The sequence below is a fragment of the Paenibacillus sp. FSL F4-0236 genome, from assembly GCF_038000135.1.
Taxonomy (GTDB): Bacteria; Bacillota; Bacilli; order Paenibacillales; family Paenibacillaceae; genus Paenibacillus_AQ.
The window spans coordinates 14,013-29,524 of the sequence record NZ_JBBOBK010000002.1 but is presented as its reverse complement, the minus strand read 5'-3'; the positions used below and the strand labels follow the sequence as shown (position 1 = coordinate 29,524).

At 46.1% G+C, this 15,512-nt stretch carries 17 protein-coding genes; 14 read left to right on the top strand and 3 right to left on the bottom strand.

Annotated elements, in window-relative coordinates:
• Positions 1 to 8: 8 nt before the first annotated feature.
• From NSQ29_RS30575 to NSQ29_RS30565, 3 genes are all read left to right on the top strand, one after another.
• Entirely contained in the window at positions 9 to 1,316 is a 1,308-nt protein-coding gene (locus NSQ29_RS30575; protein WP_042191843.1) for a sugar ABC transporter permease, read from the top strand.
• Positions 1,313 to 2,149, top strand: coding sequence for a sugar ABC transporter permease (locus NSQ29_RS30570; RefSeq protein WP_341126851.1), 837 nt, complete (start codon positions 1,313 to 1,315; stop codon positions 2,147 to 2,149). The genes NSQ29_RS30575 and NSQ29_RS30570 overlap by 4 nt, the downstream gene beginning before the upstream one ends.
• A 364-nt stretch (positions 2,150 to 2,513) precedes the next feature.
• The gene (locus NSQ29_RS30565; RefSeq protein WP_341126850.1) at positions 2,514 to 3,518 is read left to right on the top strand and encodes an asparaginase; all 1,005 of its coding nucleotides are present in this window, start codon (positions 2,514 to 2,516) and stop codon (positions 3,516 to 3,518) included.
• A 77-nt stretch (positions 3,519 to 3,595) separates the two neighbouring features.
• Here NSQ29_RS30565 and NSQ29_RS30560 read toward each other — a convergent pair whose 3' ends face one another.
• Entirely contained in the window at positions 3,596 to 3,820 is a 225-nt protein-coding gene (locus NSQ29_RS30560) for a DUF1128 domain-containing protein (protein ID WP_042191840.1), read from the bottom strand.
• A 144-nt stretch (positions 3,821 to 3,964) separates the two neighbouring features.
• Between NSQ29_RS30560 and yyaC the strand changes: the two genes are divergently transcribed.
• The 6 genes from yyaC (at position 3,965) to NSQ29_RS30530 (ending at position 10,877) form a co-directional block, all read left to right on the top strand.
• Entirely contained in the window at positions 3,965 to 4,492 is a 528-nt protein-coding gene (gene yyaC, locus NSQ29_RS30555; protein ID WP_341126849.1) for a spore protease YyaC, read from the top strand.
• Positions 4,493 to 4,581: 89 nt separating this feature from the next.
• Positions 4,582 to 5,388 carry an alpha/beta fold hydrolase gene (locus NSQ29_RS30550; RefSeq protein WP_341126848.1) on the top strand — a complete coding sequence of 269 codons (807 nt, stop codon included), beginning with the start codon at positions 4,582 to 4,584 and terminating at the stop codon, positions 5,386 to 5,388.
• A 299-nt stretch (positions 5,389 to 5,687) separates the two neighbouring features.
• Positions 5,688 to 6,359, top strand: a complete 672-nt coding sequence (locus NSQ29_RS30545; protein WP_341126847.1) for a DUF6483 family protein — start codon at positions 5,688 to 5,690, stop codon at positions 6,357 to 6,359.
• A complete protein-coding gene (locus NSQ29_RS30540) occupies positions 6,359 to 7,165 on the top strand; it encodes a PhzF family phenazine biosynthesis protein (protein ID WP_340972852.1) in 807 nt (268 codons plus the stop codon). The genes NSQ29_RS30545 and NSQ29_RS30540 overlap by 1 nt, the downstream gene beginning before the upstream one ends.
• Before the next feature lie 85 nt (positions 7,166 to 7,250).
• Entirely contained in the window at positions 7,251 to 8,441 is a 1,191-nt protein-coding gene (locus tag NSQ29_RS30535) for a class I SAM-dependent methyltransferase (RefSeq protein WP_341126846.1), read from the top strand.
• A gap of 243 nt (positions 8,442 to 8,684) precedes the next feature.
• Entirely contained in the window at positions 8,685 to 10,877 is a 2,193-nt protein-coding gene (locus tag NSQ29_RS30530) for an O-antigen ligase family protein (RefSeq protein ID WP_341126845.1), read from the top strand.
• Here the strand turns inward: NSQ29_RS30530 and NSQ29_RS30525 are convergent.
• Both NSQ29_RS30525 and NSQ29_RS30520 read right to left on the bottom strand, forming a co-directional pair.
• Positions 10,866 to 11,519 (bottom strand): SdpI family protein, encoded by a 654-nt coding sequence (locus NSQ29_RS30525; RefSeq protein WP_076285470.1) that lies wholly within the window; start codon positions 11,517 to 11,519, stop codon positions 10,866 to 10,868. The two genes, NSQ29_RS30530 and NSQ29_RS30525, sit on opposite strands and share 12 nt — an antisense overlap.
• A gap of 2 nt (positions 11,520 to 11,521) precedes the next feature.
• A complete protein-coding gene (locus NSQ29_RS30520) occupies positions 11,522 to 11,857 on the bottom strand; it encodes an autorepressor SdpR family transcription factor (protein WP_076285584.1) in 336 nt (111 codons plus the stop codon).
• A gap of 217 nt (positions 11,858 to 12,074) precedes the next feature.
• Here NSQ29_RS30520 and NSQ29_RS30515 point away from each other — a divergent pair, with 217 nt between their 5' ends.
• From NSQ29_RS30515 to NSQ29_RS30495, 5 genes are all read left to right on the top strand, one after another.
• Positions 12,075 to 12,833 (top strand): SDR family oxidoreductase, encoded by a 759-nt coding sequence (locus tag NSQ29_RS30515; protein WP_341126844.1) that lies wholly within the window; start codon positions 12,075 to 12,077, stop codon positions 12,831 to 12,833.
• Positions 12,834 to 13,190: 357 nt separating this feature from the next.
• A complete protein-coding gene (locus tag NSQ29_RS30510; RefSeq protein WP_042191826.1) occupies positions 13,191 to 13,805 on the top strand; it encodes a DedA family protein in 615 nt (204 codons plus the stop codon).
• Positions 13,802 to 14,368 (top strand): thioredoxin family protein, encoded by a 567-nt coding sequence (locus NSQ29_RS30505; protein WP_341126843.1) that lies wholly within the window; start codon positions 13,802 to 13,804, stop codon positions 14,366 to 14,368. Before NSQ29_RS30510 ends, NSQ29_RS30505 begins: the two co-directional genes overlap by 4 nt.
• A 1-nt stretch (position 14,369) precedes the next feature.
• Positions 14,370 to 15,002, top strand: a complete 633-nt coding sequence (locus NSQ29_RS30500) for an MBL fold metallo-hydrolase (RefSeq protein WP_060625706.1) — start codon at positions 14,370 to 14,372, stop codon at positions 15,000 to 15,002.
• 185 nt (positions 15,003 to 15,187) lie between these two features.
• Positions 15,188 to 15,511, top strand: coding sequence for a hypothetical protein (locus NSQ29_RS30495; protein ID WP_341126842.1), 324 nt, complete (start codon positions 15,188 to 15,190; stop codon positions 15,509 to 15,511).
• Position 15,512 lies beyond the last annotated feature (1 nt).

Sequence of the window (15,512 nt, the reverse complement as noted above, 5' to 3'; positions counted from 1 at the left end):
TTTGAGCTATGCACAAAAAAACAGGTGCAGCGCTACTCTCGGCTATTATTCCGGGACTGGGCCAGTTCTTCAATCGACAGTGGCTGAAAGGATTAGTATTCCTGCTGGTGGGGTCTGCTGGAATCTATTTTATTGCTCATGATCTAATGGGGTATTTGCGGGGGTTGATCACACTTGGTGAATTTCCAAGCCGTATGGTCAAGGTAGGTAAATTAACCCGGATGGTGGAGGGCGATCACTCCATTTTTATGATGATCAATGGTCTGATGTCATTGCTGGCGCTGCTGTTTTATACAGCTTTTCATTTACTGAATATCAGGGATGCCTTTCTAGTTGGAGCTGCGCGGGACCGGAATGAGCCCATTCATTCATTCGGTGAATCGCTCAGACATATGGGGCGTAGAAATTTCGCTTATCTTGTACTTGCGATTCCTTTTGTGGCAGTGGTTTTTCTGACGATATTGCCGCTTGTTTTTTCGGTGCTACTGGCGTTTACGAACTATGCCGACCCGATTTTACCGCCTGCGCATCTAGTAGAATGGGTGGGTTTCGGTAATTTTAATAAAATGCTAAGTTTGGATGTATGGAGTTCAACCTTCGGCGGAGTGCTGACTTGGACACTGATCTGGGCGATTATTGCTACTGCGACGACTTATATTGGAGGTGTGCTCATCGCCGTACTTATTCACCAGCCCCGTGTTCGGTGGAAAAAGCTTTGGCGTACACTGCTGATCGTTCCCTTTGCTATTCCTAATATGATTTCTCTGCTCGTCATGCGTAATATGTTCAATAATCAGTTCGGACCGATCAATAGTTATGTAAGAGCTTTGGGATTGGAGGGGGTGGCCTGGCTGACTAATCCTTTCTGGGCAAAGGTCACCGTAATTCTGGCTAATATGTGGATCGGAATTCCGGTTACCATGATTCTGGCTTTTGGGGTACTGACAACGATTCCACGGGATATGTACGAAGCTGCTGAAGTGGACGGTGCTGGGGCATTCTACAAATTCCGCATGGTTACACTGCCTATGGTACTGTTCGCGACTGCTCCAATCCTGATCATGCAGTTTGCCGGTAACATTAATAGCTTTAACGTCATTTACCTGATGACCAACGGAGAACCGGTTAATCCGGATTACCAGTACGCGGGCCATACCGATCTGCTGGTGACTTGGCTCTACAAACTGGCGCTTAACCAATCGCAATACAGCTTTGCTTCCGTAATCGGGATTGTCATCTTCCTGCTGGTCGCGACCTTCTCCATCTGGAGCTACCGCCGAACGCGATCCTACAAAGAGGAGGATATGATTGCATGAAGCCAAAACTGTCAGAAGCGTTTAAAACGATTGGAAGCCATTTGCTACTGATTGTGCTCAGTTTTATTAGTCTTTTTCCAGCGTTTTGGATTATTATGTCTTCATTCAAGACGGGAAACAGTTTGTTCAGCGACTCGTTGATTCCTAAAAATTTCACGTTCATTCATTACAAGGAACTGTTTGAGCAAACTAAATATTTGATTTGGTTCATGAATACACTAAAGGTTGCAGCGCTGTCTACGCTACTTGGCACTTTTCTGCTGCTGTTGACTTCGTATGCCATCTCTCGCTATCGGTTCACGGGCAGAAAAACGACACTGACCGCGCTTCTAGTTCTGCAAATGTTTCCGGGATTCATGGCTATGATTGCAGTTTACGTGCTGCTGAACACGCTTGGGCTACTGAATTCCCATTGGGCACTTGTGCTTGTATACAGCAGTGGCGCCATTATCACCAATGTGTTTGTGGCTAAAGGTTTTTTTGATACTATTCCTAAAAGTCTGGAAGATGCTGCGCGGATGGACGGGGCGAGTCATATGAAAGTTTTTCTCTCTATAATGATCCCGCTGTCCAAACCGATGCTTACCTATGCCAGTCTTATGATATTTAATGGCTGCTTTGTGGATTTCATATTCGCTGACCTTGTATTGCGTACGGAAGAGACGAGAACGCTCGCTGTCGGGCTTTTCCGGATGGTGAATCAAAGCAATTCGACCGAATTCACATTGTTCGCCGCCGGAGCGGTGCTGGTTGCTCTCCCGGTCACGCTACTGTTCATTTTCCTTCAGCGATTCCTGGTGGACGGTCTGACCGCGGGTGCAAGTAAGGGTTAGTTCGATTTGCGCTCCCACTCTACAGCAGTACTGAATTCTATAAAAACCACTTCCTATTCAGAAGAGCAAGAATCTGATGCGGGAGTGGTTTTTTAATTTAAAAGCTTCATTTATGTTCCTGTCATTCAGGATTTATTGCTGATGGAATTGTTTTTGTGTGGTTTCTAAAATCTTCTTGGTGTGGAGAGGATTGAAGAATGATGAAAATAGGAGTAGAATTCCTCATGGAACTAACACTTAAGGGAGTTTGTGATGTACAAAAAATCCCCCGAGCACGGGGTTATTTTCTAGCATTTATTAAATGTAGAATCCTAATAAATCCTTGTGAGTTATAGAGCAGCAAAGAGAAAAGAGGAGAGTTACCATGGAAACAGTATTAGTACGAGAATATCGGTCAGATTTGCTGGAATGTGTCCATAGCGGACATATTGCTATCGTAGGAGAACACGGGAACGTAAAGGGCTATGCAGGTGATCCTGAATTTGTATCCTTTACCCGTTCTGCGGCCAAGCCACTTCAGGCTATCCCAGGCATTCGTGGAGGAATCGTGGAGCATTATGGTTTTACACCCGCAGAGGTTGCCCTAATGACTGCTTCTCACCGAGGAGAGAGCTACCATGTTGCCGCGCTAGAGAGTATTTCCTCCAAGATTGGGATCGATGAGCAACAAATGATATGTGCCACTAGCTATCCACTGGATTATACGAGTAGAGAGAATGCCATTCGCGGCGCGGGCAAAAGAAAGTTCTATCATAACTGTGCGGGCAAGCACATGGGGATTTTATCGTATAGTAAGCTCAAAGGACTACCACTTGAAGAATACTCTCAGCCGGAGCAAACGGTTCAGCGTGAAATTATAGATACGATTGCTTATATGGCTGGTGTAGCACCAGACAGTATTGGTCTAGGTACGGATGGATGCGGTCTGCCGGTATTTGCCATGCCTTTGACAGCCTTGGCGACTGCGTATTTGAAATTAGCCAATCCTGATTTAATTGCTGACGAGGCAACTCGCAAAGCGGTCACTACGATCACTGCGGCCATGAATGCTCATCCGGAGATGGTTTCTGGGTCTGGACGCCTTGATTCAATCCTTTTGGAAGATGAAAATATTATTGCTAAGGGTGGATTTAAAGGGGTATATTGCTTCGGGTTGCGCCACGAGCGACTGGGCATTGCCTTCAAGATTCTGGATGGATCAGAAGAAGAGTGGGGACTTATTGTACAGGGGATTTTAAATCAGATTGGATACAGTCAGAAAAATACTTTGGAAAAGCTGCGTAATGCATTTTCAGGTGTGATCTACAATGATGGTGGTACACGGGTAGGTCATGCAGATACAGAATTTCAGCTTCATTTCATGAAATAGGAACTTAAAAAGGAGCCCCTCGCTGCGCATCCATCTCGGATTCGCAGCGAGGGGCTCCTTTTGTAAACGAAGAACAATTATTTCTGACGTAGACGGCCGAGTTCGGAGACGAGCGCTTCCACCTGAGAAATACTGAGTCTATCGCTGCCCATGGCTACCTCATAGACATCGAAGATATCTTCATATTTATCTACTGAAAAAGCGGAGGCTTGCATTGCAGCAGCACTTGCCATCTTCAGTTTGTTCTTGATGGCCTCGATCATATATTCAACATTTTCCTGACTAGGTTGTGTTAAATCCATAGGGTTATTAACATCCTTTCTGTACACTGATTCATGTATTTTACCATGATTGTGAGCTTGATCACCATTTTTTTGTCGGGCTCACAGAAATCATGTTAAATTAAAGGCATGAAATCAAAAATATCATCGAAGGGAGGAAAGGTATTGGCAATTAGAGAACAGGGAAGCGGTAAACGAAGCAAAGTGGACGATGTAGGATTGGTGTCCTTTTTTATGGAAATTGCAGCGCTGCATTCAGCTAAGAAAGTTACCTTTCTGTGTATCGGAACGGATCGATCTACAGGTGATGCTCTCGGTCCACTAACAGGCAGCAAACTTCTGGAATATGGCTTTCCACACGTAATCGGTACGTTGCCATCTCCTTGCGATGCAGATAATTTGGTGGCCAGAGTCGCTGAGATTCCATCTGAGCATATCATTATTGCTGTGGATGCTTGCCTAGGACCTTCAATAGCTCTTGGATATTACTTCGTTTCGAAGGAGCCGCTTCAGCCAGCACAATCGGTGGGGGTATGCCTTCCCGCAGTGGGGCATTATAGCTTGGCGGCGATTGTAGATATCAATGGTCCCAAGCCCTATCGGACGCTGCAGACGACTCCACTACATAGAGTTATGGTTATGGCCGAACAAATTGCCGCCGCAGCAGCAAAAGGGTTTGGAATTGGGCGTTAAGAATAGGATCCGGTTTCAAGGAGAGCTGTTTTGCTTAATAATAGATATTAGTTAATATATCTTAGTATTTTGGAAAGAGGGAAGCAGCCATGGAAAGAGTACGTTGTGACGGAAGCAATATTTGCTACAGTGATCAGGGGAAAGGCGAGGTTATTGTATTACTGCATGGCTTTTGCGGAAGTGCTGAATACTGGGAACAAATCATTCCCATCTTAAGCAGCGACTACCGAGTGATTGCTCCCGATTTACGTGGTCATGGAGCTTCAGAGGCTCCACTAGGCCCTTATACTATTGAACAAATGGCAGACGATGTTCTGGGCTTGTTAGATACACTAGAAATTTCTGAATGCACCATGCTGGGACATTCTCTTGGTGGGTATATTACACTTTCGTTCGCACAGCGGTATGCCTCTCGATTGAAGGGCTTCGGATTAATCCATTCTACTGCATATCCGGATAGTGAAGAAGCTCGGGAGAATCGATTGAAAAGTGTCAGCAGGATTCAAAATGAAGGCATTACTCCTTTTGTGGACAGCTTCGTCCCAGGAATTTTTGCTAAAGCAACCGCTACTGCATCACCACAGCTGCTGGAGCGAGCCAAAGAAATTGGTTACAAAACGCCTCCACAAGGAGCAGCGGGAGCTGCACTGGCGATGCGCGAGCGTCCAGATCGACGTGATGTGATCACAGCTACCACGTTGCCGGTACTACTTGTTGCTGGCGAGCAGGATGGACTGATTCCTGCGGAGCGCACCTTTACTTCGGATAAACCAAATATAACGCAAGCTACGATTTCTGGAGCGGGCCACATGAGCCTCTTTGAAGCTCCTGAACGGTTAGCTGAGGTTATCAGGGAATTCACCCAAGCTACGGTTAGTATTAACAGCCATTCGTGATCGCTGAAATAATAATTCAAAAAGAGGCAGCTCCGCGTCAAAGTAACTGGCGTGGGCTGCCTCTTTTTTAGGAGACTATTGAAATTTACGGATTCCCAATCCGGCAATAGCTATGATTGTTACGCCGCTAATGAGGCACGGCATTTAATGTCAATAAGTAGAAGGATTCTAGTCATTATTTTTCCCGGAATTGCTTTAGTGGCATAGCGTAGTGCAATGGTTTAAGATAAATGAATAAAACACATATAATACCTAGATACAATAGCTTCACAGTTACAGTATGGAAAAGGGGGAAGTTCATGTTCCGAAGAGACTATATTGTCCGAATGATTGAAGATATGACGGCGATGGTTGCAAAGGTTCTAACGCTGAAGCAAGAGCGGAAGACAACGGAAGCCTTATGGGAAATTGATGAGCTATTGAACCGACATTTTCCGCTGAACTCACGTCTTTTAAATTCACTATCTGTAGAAGATATTATAGATATGTTCCGGTTTAATGGTGTATTGGAGTCAGATAAGCTTCAAGGTGTAGCTAAGCTACTTAAGGAAGAGGGCAGCATTTATGCTGCAAATGGCGATCATGACGCGGCACTATTCAGAAGTATGAGATCGCTGCATTTATATTTGTACGCAGATTTGCACGGCGCTGATCGAGAAATGCTGCAGATGACAGAGGATATTAATGAACTTCTGGAGGAAGTCAAAGCGTATCGTCTTCCAGCCAAGACGGAACGGCTGCTTCTAGATTATATGGAGTCAATCGGACATTATAGTAAAGCGGAGGACAGTCTGTATCGACTATGGGAGCAGGGGGAAGATGTCTCACTGGAAGGTGATGAGCTGTACAGACGGCTGCTGCTTAAATCACCGGAAGAATTGGAACAAGGCTCGCTTCCTATCCATGAAGTGGAACAAGGATGGAAAGAGTGGCGCCGGATCACAGAAGTTCGAAGGGAGTCGGAAGCCTAATGAATACCCCTTTATTTATTATCGATGCCTTTGCAGGAAAAGCATATTCAGGAAATCCGGCAGCAGTATGCTTGCTGAAGCATCCAGTCGACGAGGCATTTATGCTTAAGACAGCAGCAGAAATGAACTTGTCAGAGACGGCATTTCTCTGGCCGGAGAATGATGGATATCGCCTGCGCTGGTTCACGCCCAAGGTTGAGGTTAATTTATGTGGCCATGCTACTCTAGCGAGTGCACATATATTATGGGAGGTGGGATTGCTGGATCCAGAGGTGGAAGCTAGATTTTATACACGCAGTGGGTTGCTTAGAGCTTCTCGTGCGGATGACCTCATCTCACTGTACTTCCCGCCTTATGAGCTTAAGTCTTCTCCTACAATTCCGGCTCTTATAGAAGCACTTGGTATTACAGAAGCAAATGTGGTAGAAACTATGCTATATGCTGACAATGTACTTGTACGGCTTGATCAGGAATCCCTAGTTCGCGAACTTAGCCCAGACTTTGGGGCTTTATCCCGGCTTGAAGAGCGAGCCTTTGCGGTTACTGCAGAAAGCTCCATCGAAGGCATTGATTGTGTGTCACGGTTCTTTGCACCGAAGATGGGGGTAAATGAGGATCCGGTCACAGGCTCAGCGCATACTGCGCTAGCACCTTTCTGGGCTAGTCGACTTAACCGTACGCAGTTGACCGCTTATCAAGCTTCCGAACGAGGAGGCTTACTTCAACTTGAGGTAAGCAAAGATCAGATTAAGATGTCTGGCCGGGCAATAACTATTGTTAGTGGAGAGCTGCATGTGAAGCCCTGATAGGCTACCTCTTGTAGAGCCGTGATATAATGGAACGATGATGGTTAGGAGACATAGATTCTCCATTTTTAATCCCGAAAGTGAGATGTGCGTTGTGGAATCTTTAAAAGCTCTTATTGAACAACTGATTAATGACCGTACCTTGATTATGGCTACCTTAAGCCAAGTACGTTACAAAGGGGAGACCTGTACGAAGGTACAGATTAAACCTGTCGAACTAAAAGGTAAGTTGCATTATCAGTTTGCGTCCTATATTGGTACAAAGGTTGAACATCGCAACGTACCGGCAGAATTAGCAGCGGAGGACATGACTCTTTTATTTAGAGAATCATATCGCCAAGGCTTGTTATGCACGGTGGAAGCGGATTATCAGGTGCTGATTAGCAAAAAATTCAAAGTATCCATCCTTACCAAGTCTCCAAGTAAAAAAGAAGAGCCGGATCTGGCACACAACCGCCGCAAGCGTTATGTGCTGGAGGATGGAGAACCTGTGCCATTTCTTGTGGAGCTTGGCATAATGAACAGAGAAGGAAAAGTGCTGGCCAAGCGATACGATAAGTTCCGGCAGATCAACCGTTTTTTGGAGATGGTTGAGGATGTGCTTGCCGATCTGCCAACGGGACGGCCATTAACGATTGTTGATTTTGGATGTGGTAAATCGTATTTGACCTTTGCTCTTTATCACTATCTGACCGTCCGCAAGAAGCGGGAGCTTAATATTATTGGACTTGATTTGAAAGCGGATGTAATTGAGCATTGTAATGAGCTTGCTGCGAAAATCGGTTATGATCACCTGAAGTTCCTTGTGGGTGACATTGCCGAGTACGATGAGCTGGATCAGGTAGATATGGTTATAACGCTTCATGCTTGTGACACAGCTACAGATGCTGCACTCGAAAAAGCAGTACGTTGGGGCGCCTCCGTCATTTTGTCTGTGCCTTGCTGTCAGCATGAATTGTTCGCGCAGATTGAGAATGAAGTAATGAGTCCGATGCTTTCACATGGGATACTTAAGGAACGTTTCTCTGCCTTGGCTACGGATGCTATCCGTGCCAAATTGCTCGATATGATGGGTTATAGCAGCCAGCTGCTGGAATTCATCGATATGGAGAATACACCGAAGAATATTTTAATCCGCGCAGTTAAAAGCTCGGGTGGTGATAACTCCGTCAAATGGCGTGAATACACCGCATTCCGTGATTTTATAGGGGCGAAACCTTACCTTGAGCGCGTATGTGCTGACCTGCTTCCGAGTGAAAGTTCGGTGGAGGGATAGCACGAGCAATTTTCCCCATCCGGCGGAATTCTCGAAAAATAGTTGTACATTATGCAATTACACTAGGATGCAGTAACGAATATCAGAGGTTAGTTGTACTTTTTGCAACTATATAGCTTTTTTGATGAGAATTGGGACGGTACAGCTCCTTCGTGGAGAGGTATCGTCCTTTTTGCATTCTAGTTTTGCGAAGGGGAAATGTGGAAAGGATAGAGATAACTTAACGAATATAGGGGTATCTAAATGGGAAGCGTTAACAGAGAGCGGAGTCTGGATTCAATAATCGTATATTTTAGTGCAGCCTTAGTCATCGCAGCCGGAGTAGGAGCTTGTTTGCTGCGTGGATTTTTTTTTACAGAGGAGATGTATCTCTTTCTGACCCTATGGTTTGTGATGTGTTCTGTGGCTTTGCTTTATTTGTACATTGGAGTAGGCAAGTGGAGAAGTAGCGCAGGGGGAGCAAGTGGAGTACGTAGAGCTTTGAAAATAATGTTGACTGCACCTTTAATAGTTCTATCACTCTATCTGATTCATTGGCTAAGAGATCCTCTTTCGGCACAGGGAACAATGAATGAAATATTACGGTGGGGCTTGTATGCTAGCTTTGCATTTTTGGTTTGTTTTTGCGCGTTGAATCGGGTGGGGCGTCAGCTTATCATTGCTGCGTGGTCTATTTTGGGCATATTCTTAAGCATAAGTGCTTTGCTGGCAGTGTGCGGGGTGGTAGAGTTACCTTTCGCTATAGCTTACAGCAATTCATCGGAAGTAAGCATTACAGGTGCCAGATTAGCAGGGGTGATGGAATATCCTAATGCCTTTGGTGCTGTGATGGCTGTTTTTCTACTGGAGCGGCTGTTTGCTGTCGCTGCTTATTATGAAAGACCTCAGAAGAGTGTGGAAGGATGCGATAGATTGGAGCGGCGAGAACCGCGAAGCACGGCCGCTGCGCTGCTGCGCTTGCTGCCGCTGTTTCCGTGCGCCGCCGCGCTGCTCCTCAGCGAGTCGCGCGGCGCGTGGCTGACGGCGGCTTGCGCCTGCGCCGCCGTTTTGCTCTGGAAGCGGCAGCTCATCGCGCCGCTTCTTGCCGCTGGCGCCGCGCCCGTGGTCGCCGCGGCGCTGCTCTACCGCCAACTGGCCCGTGCCGGGTTGGCGGTAGAGCCTTTGCCCGGCCTGCTGTTGCTGGCCGGGCTTTGGGCCGGCGCGTTGCTAGCCGGCCTATGGCTGTGCCGCCGCCAGCGCAGCGCGGCGGGCATTGCCCGAGCCGCCATGCTGGCATTGGCGGCAGCAGGTTGGACGGCGGCGGGCACCGCCGTCCTCCTGCACGTGCGCGAGCGGATCACCGGACCGTCATCGACGGTATCCGCGCGTGGTCTGTTCTACCGCGACGCCTGGCGGCTGGCGGTAGAGGCACCTTGGCTGGGGCGCGGGGGTGAGACTTGGCGGAGTTCATACCTCGCCGCCCAATCTCGCCCTTATGTTGGCAGCCAAGTGCATAACGGTTATCTCGACATCCTGTTGAACCTAGGATTTGTCGGCCTGGCAGCCATACTGCTTATGCTGCTAGCAGCAGGCTGGCTGCTGGCTAAGAGATCGCCGCGTCTGCTGCCGCCATTTTTGGTTATCGTTATGCATAGCGCAGTCGATTTTGACTGGAGCTACGGATTAATCTGGCTGCTGCTTTTTTGGCTGCCAGCACTTGCCCTGTCTGAATATGAGCAGAAACATCAATCTGCGAATACCCGCTTTACGTCCATAAGTTTGCTCACCACTCATTACGCATCCGCGAACCTCGGCGCCACTATCCCTGCATTCGCGAGCCTGTCACATCCATATCCCCGCCGACTATTTATCACTGTCGCCTGCTGCCTTTGTCTCATGCTATCTGTATTGTCTCTTCAGGCTGCACAAGGAGAGAGGTACTACCGGCAAGCAGTTCAGACGGTTGATCCCTCGGTGAAGGTAGATTTGCTAGAGCAATCACTAGCGTGGAATCCCCAGACTCCCAAAACAGCTGTAGCATTATCCAGGCTACTTACGGGTGAACAAAGTGTGAGTATACTCCAGCAGAGTTTGCAATATTCTCCGGATAATGCAAGTTTAAACTGGGAAATGGCTAGACGATGGATGTACAGTGATGATCCGGGAGCTGCATTATATTGGATACGTCGAAGTATTCAGCTTGATAAATACAACTCTGTTAAGTGGGTCAAAGGGATTGAAGGCATGCTTATGATGGGCCGGAAAAAGTTAGCGGAAGGGAATCGAATGGAGGCCATAAGCTGTATTGCCTCAGGGAACGAGCTTCTGCGGGAGTATAGAGTGTTGGCAGAATACGAGGGAAGTAAAGGTGAGCAGCATAATGACCGGAAGTTCCAAATAACAGAACAAGCCGACGACCTGAGTCGACGGCTTAGTGTATTGGCTTCACGATTTTAACTGACGTGAAATGATCCAAGAGTATAGAACAGGAACGAGAATAACAAGTACAAGAGCTGTAATAATAAGGGTCTGAGACAAGACGCCGCTCAAAAAGGCTCCCCCAAAAATAAGCAACCCGCCGATCATCCACATTCTTCCGGAAAGACGATGTGTTTTTCGCCACACCTCTGGGCTAGAGAGCGTCCATGCTGTGCGAACACCGAACAAATAATTATCTTTTACCTGTGGCATGTAGTTGCCGAGCGCAATAAACATCACTCCTAGGGCTCCTATAGCAATTTTACCCACATTAATATCTTTACCCAGACCGTAAGCAACCGTGAGCACGAGCATGAGATTAAAAAGCACCCCAATGGCGAGTCTGCTCATAGCATAGGCATTTTCGAACTTCTTATAATTTTCCCGTTTAGGATCGATGCTACGTGTGAATTGCATGATCAGCGGAAGCACAATACCCAGGATTCCGAACATAAAAATAGCTATGTTTTTATCCCAATACCGGTTGACTTTACCCGAAATTCCCCACTGCGCGGGCAGCTCCTGTGGCAGCTTGCCATAATTGATTAAAGCATAAGCTAATGAAGCTAAACCTAATATCACAATCAGTGTATCTTGCCATCTCCATTTAAAATCCTTCATCTTCAATCAGCCTCCTTCTCAGAATCCATACCACGGCTTTGTTTTCCGTCCAGTGATTTGCTTTCCGTCTCCGTTTGCTTTCCCGTACCTGTAAGCTCGAGCAACCAGCCAAGAACCTCTTCGAGAACCGTCGTATTTAATGAATACATAATGAATTGACCTTTGCGTTCATCCTGTACGAGATCGGCATGCTTCAGTGCATTCAGATGGTGAGAAATGCTTGGTTTTGACATGTTGAAAAAATCAGCAATTTCACCTGCGGTTCGGTCCTTCTCCCTTAGTAACCGAATGATTTGGCGACGGGTAGGGTCAGCTAGTGCTTTGAAAGACTCATTCATATTCCACCCACCATTTCGATATTTAGGTAATTGTCTAAATATATAATAACCATTCTTATTCTTATCTGTCAATGCGTATTCTCCTCATTTTGATTGAGAAAGAAATTGTCACCGAATCTTTGGATTTACCGCCGTTTGCGGCTATGCCCTTGCTAATACTAACTGTGGGCAAGTATTCGATGAATGGTTCGAAACATAGAAGCGGAGGAGAGGATATATGATGCTGACGAATAAGGTTGCAGTTGTTACAGGTGCGGGTTCTGGGATTGGGGAAGCAATTGCTCTTCTTTTTGCCCAGCAAGGGGCTAAGGTTATTGCTGCGGACATCCATCTGGGGGATGTTGAAGCGGTGGCCAAGAAGGCAGAACAAGGTCATGGCAACGGGGTGGTGTATTCTGTAAAGGCAGACGTTTCGAAGGAAGAGGATACTCAGCGAATGATTGATGCCGCAAGTACACAATTTGGTGGACTTCATATTCTCGTTAATAATGCGGGGATCATGGATAAAATGACCCCGGCTCATGAAATCACAGACGACTTATGGGAGAACGTAATTGCAGTGAACGTCACCGGACCCATGAGAGCCATTCGTAAGGTCTTACCGATTTTCATGGCACAAGAAGGTGGATGTATCATCAATGTAGCATCGATCGGCGGCTTAGAGGGATCACGTGCAGGAGTGGCCTATACTGCCTCCAAGCATGCTGTCATCGGTATGACTAAAAATGTAGGGTATCAGTACTCGAAGCTTGGAATTCGCTGTAATGCTATAGCACCAGGTGGGGTAAAGACGAATATTGATTTGTCTAATCCGAGTGCTTTTGGTAGTCAAAAGGCAGGAGATGGTATGGCGTCCATGCCGCGAACAGGGGAAAGCAGCGAGATCGCATCGATAGCTTTATTCCTGGCTTCAGAAGCTGCGAGCTTCGTGAATGGAACGGTAATAACGGCGGACGCCGGATGGACCGCTTATTAAACAGCTTTTACATTTTAGACAAACAGGTGTCCATTTCCATCTTCATTGCTGGAAGTGTACACCTTTTCTGGTTATACAGGTTGTTCTAACTCTTTTTAAGAGAGGGTCGATATAGGATAATGGCCTCGCCGCTGTAAGTAGATGTGATAAGGTTGCTTGTGCTAGAATAGGCTAAGAGAAACTGGAAAATAGAGCAGAGCGGCAGAGCTTTTAAAAATATAAGAAAGTATAAGTTTAGCATCTATACTTTATGTTCTTATATTTCTTGCTTAAACGCTAAGCGTCTTTATATAGACGCCAAAGATGTTTATGCTAGATACATAGCCATATTCTGCGGAAAAGGGAGGAGGAGTACGGTTGCATGTTATTTCTGATCTGATCTCAACATTGTTTGAATGGATTCAGAGTCTTGGTTATTTTGGGATTATGATCGGACTTATGATTGAAGTTATTCCGAGTGAAATTGTACTGGCTTTCGGTGGCTTTTTAGTATGGAGTGGAGATATTAATTTTTTTGGCGCCGTATTATTCGGTACGATTGGCGGAGTCATTGCACAGATTTTTGTATATTGGATTGGTCGTTATGGTGGCAGACCTGTTTTGGAGAAATACGGGAAATATATTTTCATTCAAAAGAAGCATATTGACCATTCGGAAGAGTGGTTCAATAAATACGGGACTGGCGTAATCTTTACAGCTCGTTTTATTCCGGTTGTTCGTCATGCCATTTCCGTTCCAGCTGGGATATCGAAAATGCCTTTAGGTAAGTTCACTTTGTTGACTACGCTTGCTGTTATTCCATGGAGTGCTCTGTTTGTATATCTGGGGATGACCTTGGGGAATAAATGGGAAGATATTGACAAAGTAGCAGCTAAGTATACCAACGAAATTATACTTGTAGCGATCGCTCTGATCATCATTTACTTTGTGTTTAAATGGTACAAATCCAAGAAAAAGGGGACTACAAAATGAAGCAGAATGTAGCTCAAAAGTTTGGAAAAGGCCTAACACCGCGCCAATTCGTAGAAAGTATGACGAAGAATCAACAGGCTTTTGAATCCTGGTATGAGAAGTTTAATTGGGAAGATGAGAGCGATAAGGAATATTTCGAAAGTCTGAACCATCGCGACGATTTGCGAGTACTTATCCTAGCAGCGGATTGGTGTGGAGACGTAGTACGCAATGTTCCTGCTGTATTCCGTATTCTGGAGACGGCGGGAATGAAGACAGAGGTATTTATTTTGGAAGAGAATCCGGAGCTTATGGATGATTTCTTGACCATGGGTGGCAGATCTGTCCCAGTCGTGATTTTTGCAGACACTGGAGGATATGTGCTCGGACATTGGGGTCCTAGACCAGAGCATGTGCAGCGTATAATGAGAGAGTTCAAACGTGAGAATCCTGATCGTGAGGCCACTGATTACGACAGCAAAATCGCAGAAGCACGTAAGGCTATGGGGCAAGCCTATGGGGAAGGAACGGAATATCAGGCAGTTATCGCAAAAGAACTGCGTAGTCTGATTTCCGGATTCTAAACTGATGCTAAATATACGTTCATTTAATCTGGGTCCGCTTCAAACGAATGCCTACTTACTGACAGGTGCGGATCCTGCGAAGGGTATCATCATAGATCCTGGTATGAATCCTGCTGCATTAGTGCGGAGTATCGAAGGAATGGAAATCGAAGCTATTTTGTTAACACATGCACATTTTGATCATATGGGCGGTGTAGACGAAATTCGTAAAGCTAAGAAATGCCCTGTTTATTTACATCCACTTGAAAGTGAATGGCTAAGCAGCCCCAAGCTGAACGGTTCACTAATGTGGTCGGAGGTGTCACCTCCTCTAGCTACAGATCCTGCGGAATATGATCTGGCAGAAGGGCAAGTTCTGCAGTTCATTGGACACACCTTCCGTGTGTACCATACACCTGGTCACTCTCCAGGCAGTGTAAGCTTCCTTTGTGGAAATGATCTATTCTCCGGAGATGTACTCTTTAAAATGGGAGTTGGGCGCACAGATTTACCTGGTGGTAGGGAACGGGATCTGTTCGATTCTATTCGTGGCAAGCTATACAAAATGGATGACGAAGTGAAGGTTTATCCAGGACATGGTCCACGGACAACCATTGGATTTGAAAAGATTCGCAACCCTTATGTTCCTCAATAGAAGTTGGTTCTAGTAGAACCGACAAAAACCGAGGAAGTTTTAATAGACAAAAGACTACAAAAGGACTAGAATGAGGTTAATTAAATGTAACATTAACCTCGCGAAGCACGCAGACTGCGGAATTAATCCCGGTTTGCGTTCTTTTTTTGTCTTCATATAGGCTTAAAAGCATGGAGGGAAATAGAATGGAGAAGAATATATACTACCCGCTGGACTACGGTTGGTATGACTCCAAGGAGAAATGGAACCATTTTTGCAGCAGTAATTGCCGTTTTTTTTCGGAGTGTTCAGGAAAGGGTGGCTTTTGTTCATCCATAGAACGTAGAGACATACAATTTGAAGATAAGGAACTTTGTAAGGGCTTGCTCCAGGAGGCCTGTGGGGTTTACGGGGGAGTATCGGTGGTTTCAGGAGGCGAACTTAGAAGAACGCCTCTTTTTTGGCATTTTCCGGCAAGGGAAGGGATAATTCAGCCCTGGCGGCGCAAGTTGTGGGATCTCAAAAAATAAT

Bases quoted from the DNA above. Each gene is read 5' to 3' on its own strand.
- NSQ29_RS30575 (WP_042191843.1), top strand. From the start codon at position 9: ATGCACAAAAAAACAGGTGCAGCGCTACTCTCGGCTATTATTCCGGGA.
- NSQ29_RS30570 (WP_341126851.1), top strand. From the start codon at position 1,313: ATGAAGCCAAAACTGTCAGAAGCGTTTAAAACGATTGGAAGCCATTTG.
- NSQ29_RS30565 (WP_341126850.1), top strand. From the start codon at position 2,514: ATGGAAACAGTATTAGTACGAGAATATCGGTCAGATTTGCTGGAATGT.
- NSQ29_RS30560 (WP_042191840.1), bottom strand. From the start codon at position 3,820: ATGGATTTAACACAACCTAGTCAGGAAAATGTTGAATATATGATCGAG.
- NSQ29_RS30550 (WP_341126848.1), top strand. From the start codon at position 4,582: ATGGAAAGAGTACGTTGTGACGGAAGCAATATTTGCTACAGTGATCAG.
- NSQ29_RS30545 (WP_341126847.1), top strand. From the start codon at position 5,688: ATGTTCCGAAGAGACTATATTGTCCGAATGATTGAAGATATGACGGCG.
- NSQ29_RS30540 (WP_340972852.1), top strand. From the start codon at position 6,359: ATGAATACCCCTTTATTTATTATCGATGCCTTTGCAGGAAAAGCATAT.
- NSQ29_RS30535 (WP_341126846.1), top strand. From the start codon at position 7,251: ATGTGCGTTGTGGAATCTTTAAAAGCTCTTATTGAACAACTGATTAAT.
- NSQ29_RS30530 (WP_341126845.1), top strand. From the start codon at position 8,685: ATGGGAAGCGTTAACAGAGAGCGGAGTCTGGATTCAATAATCGTATAT.
- NSQ29_RS30525 (WP_076285470.1), bottom strand. From the start codon at position 11,519: ATGAAGGATTTTAAATGGAGATGGCAAGATACACTGATTGTGATATTA.
- NSQ29_RS30520 (WP_076285584.1), bottom strand. From the start codon at position 11,857: ATGAATGAGTCTTTCAAAGCACTAGCTGACCCTACCCGTCGCCAAATC.
- NSQ29_RS30515 (WP_341126844.1), top strand. From the start codon at position 12,075: ATGATGCTGACGAATAAGGTTGCAGTTGTTACAGGTGCGGGTTCTGGG.
- NSQ29_RS30505 (WP_341126843.1), top strand. From the start codon at position 13,802: ATGAAGCAGAATGTAGCTCAAAAGTTTGGAAAAGGCCTAACACCGCGC.
- NSQ29_RS30495 (WP_341126842.1), top strand. From the start codon at position 15,188: ATGGAGAAGAATATATACTACCCGCTGGACTACGGTTGGTATGACTCC.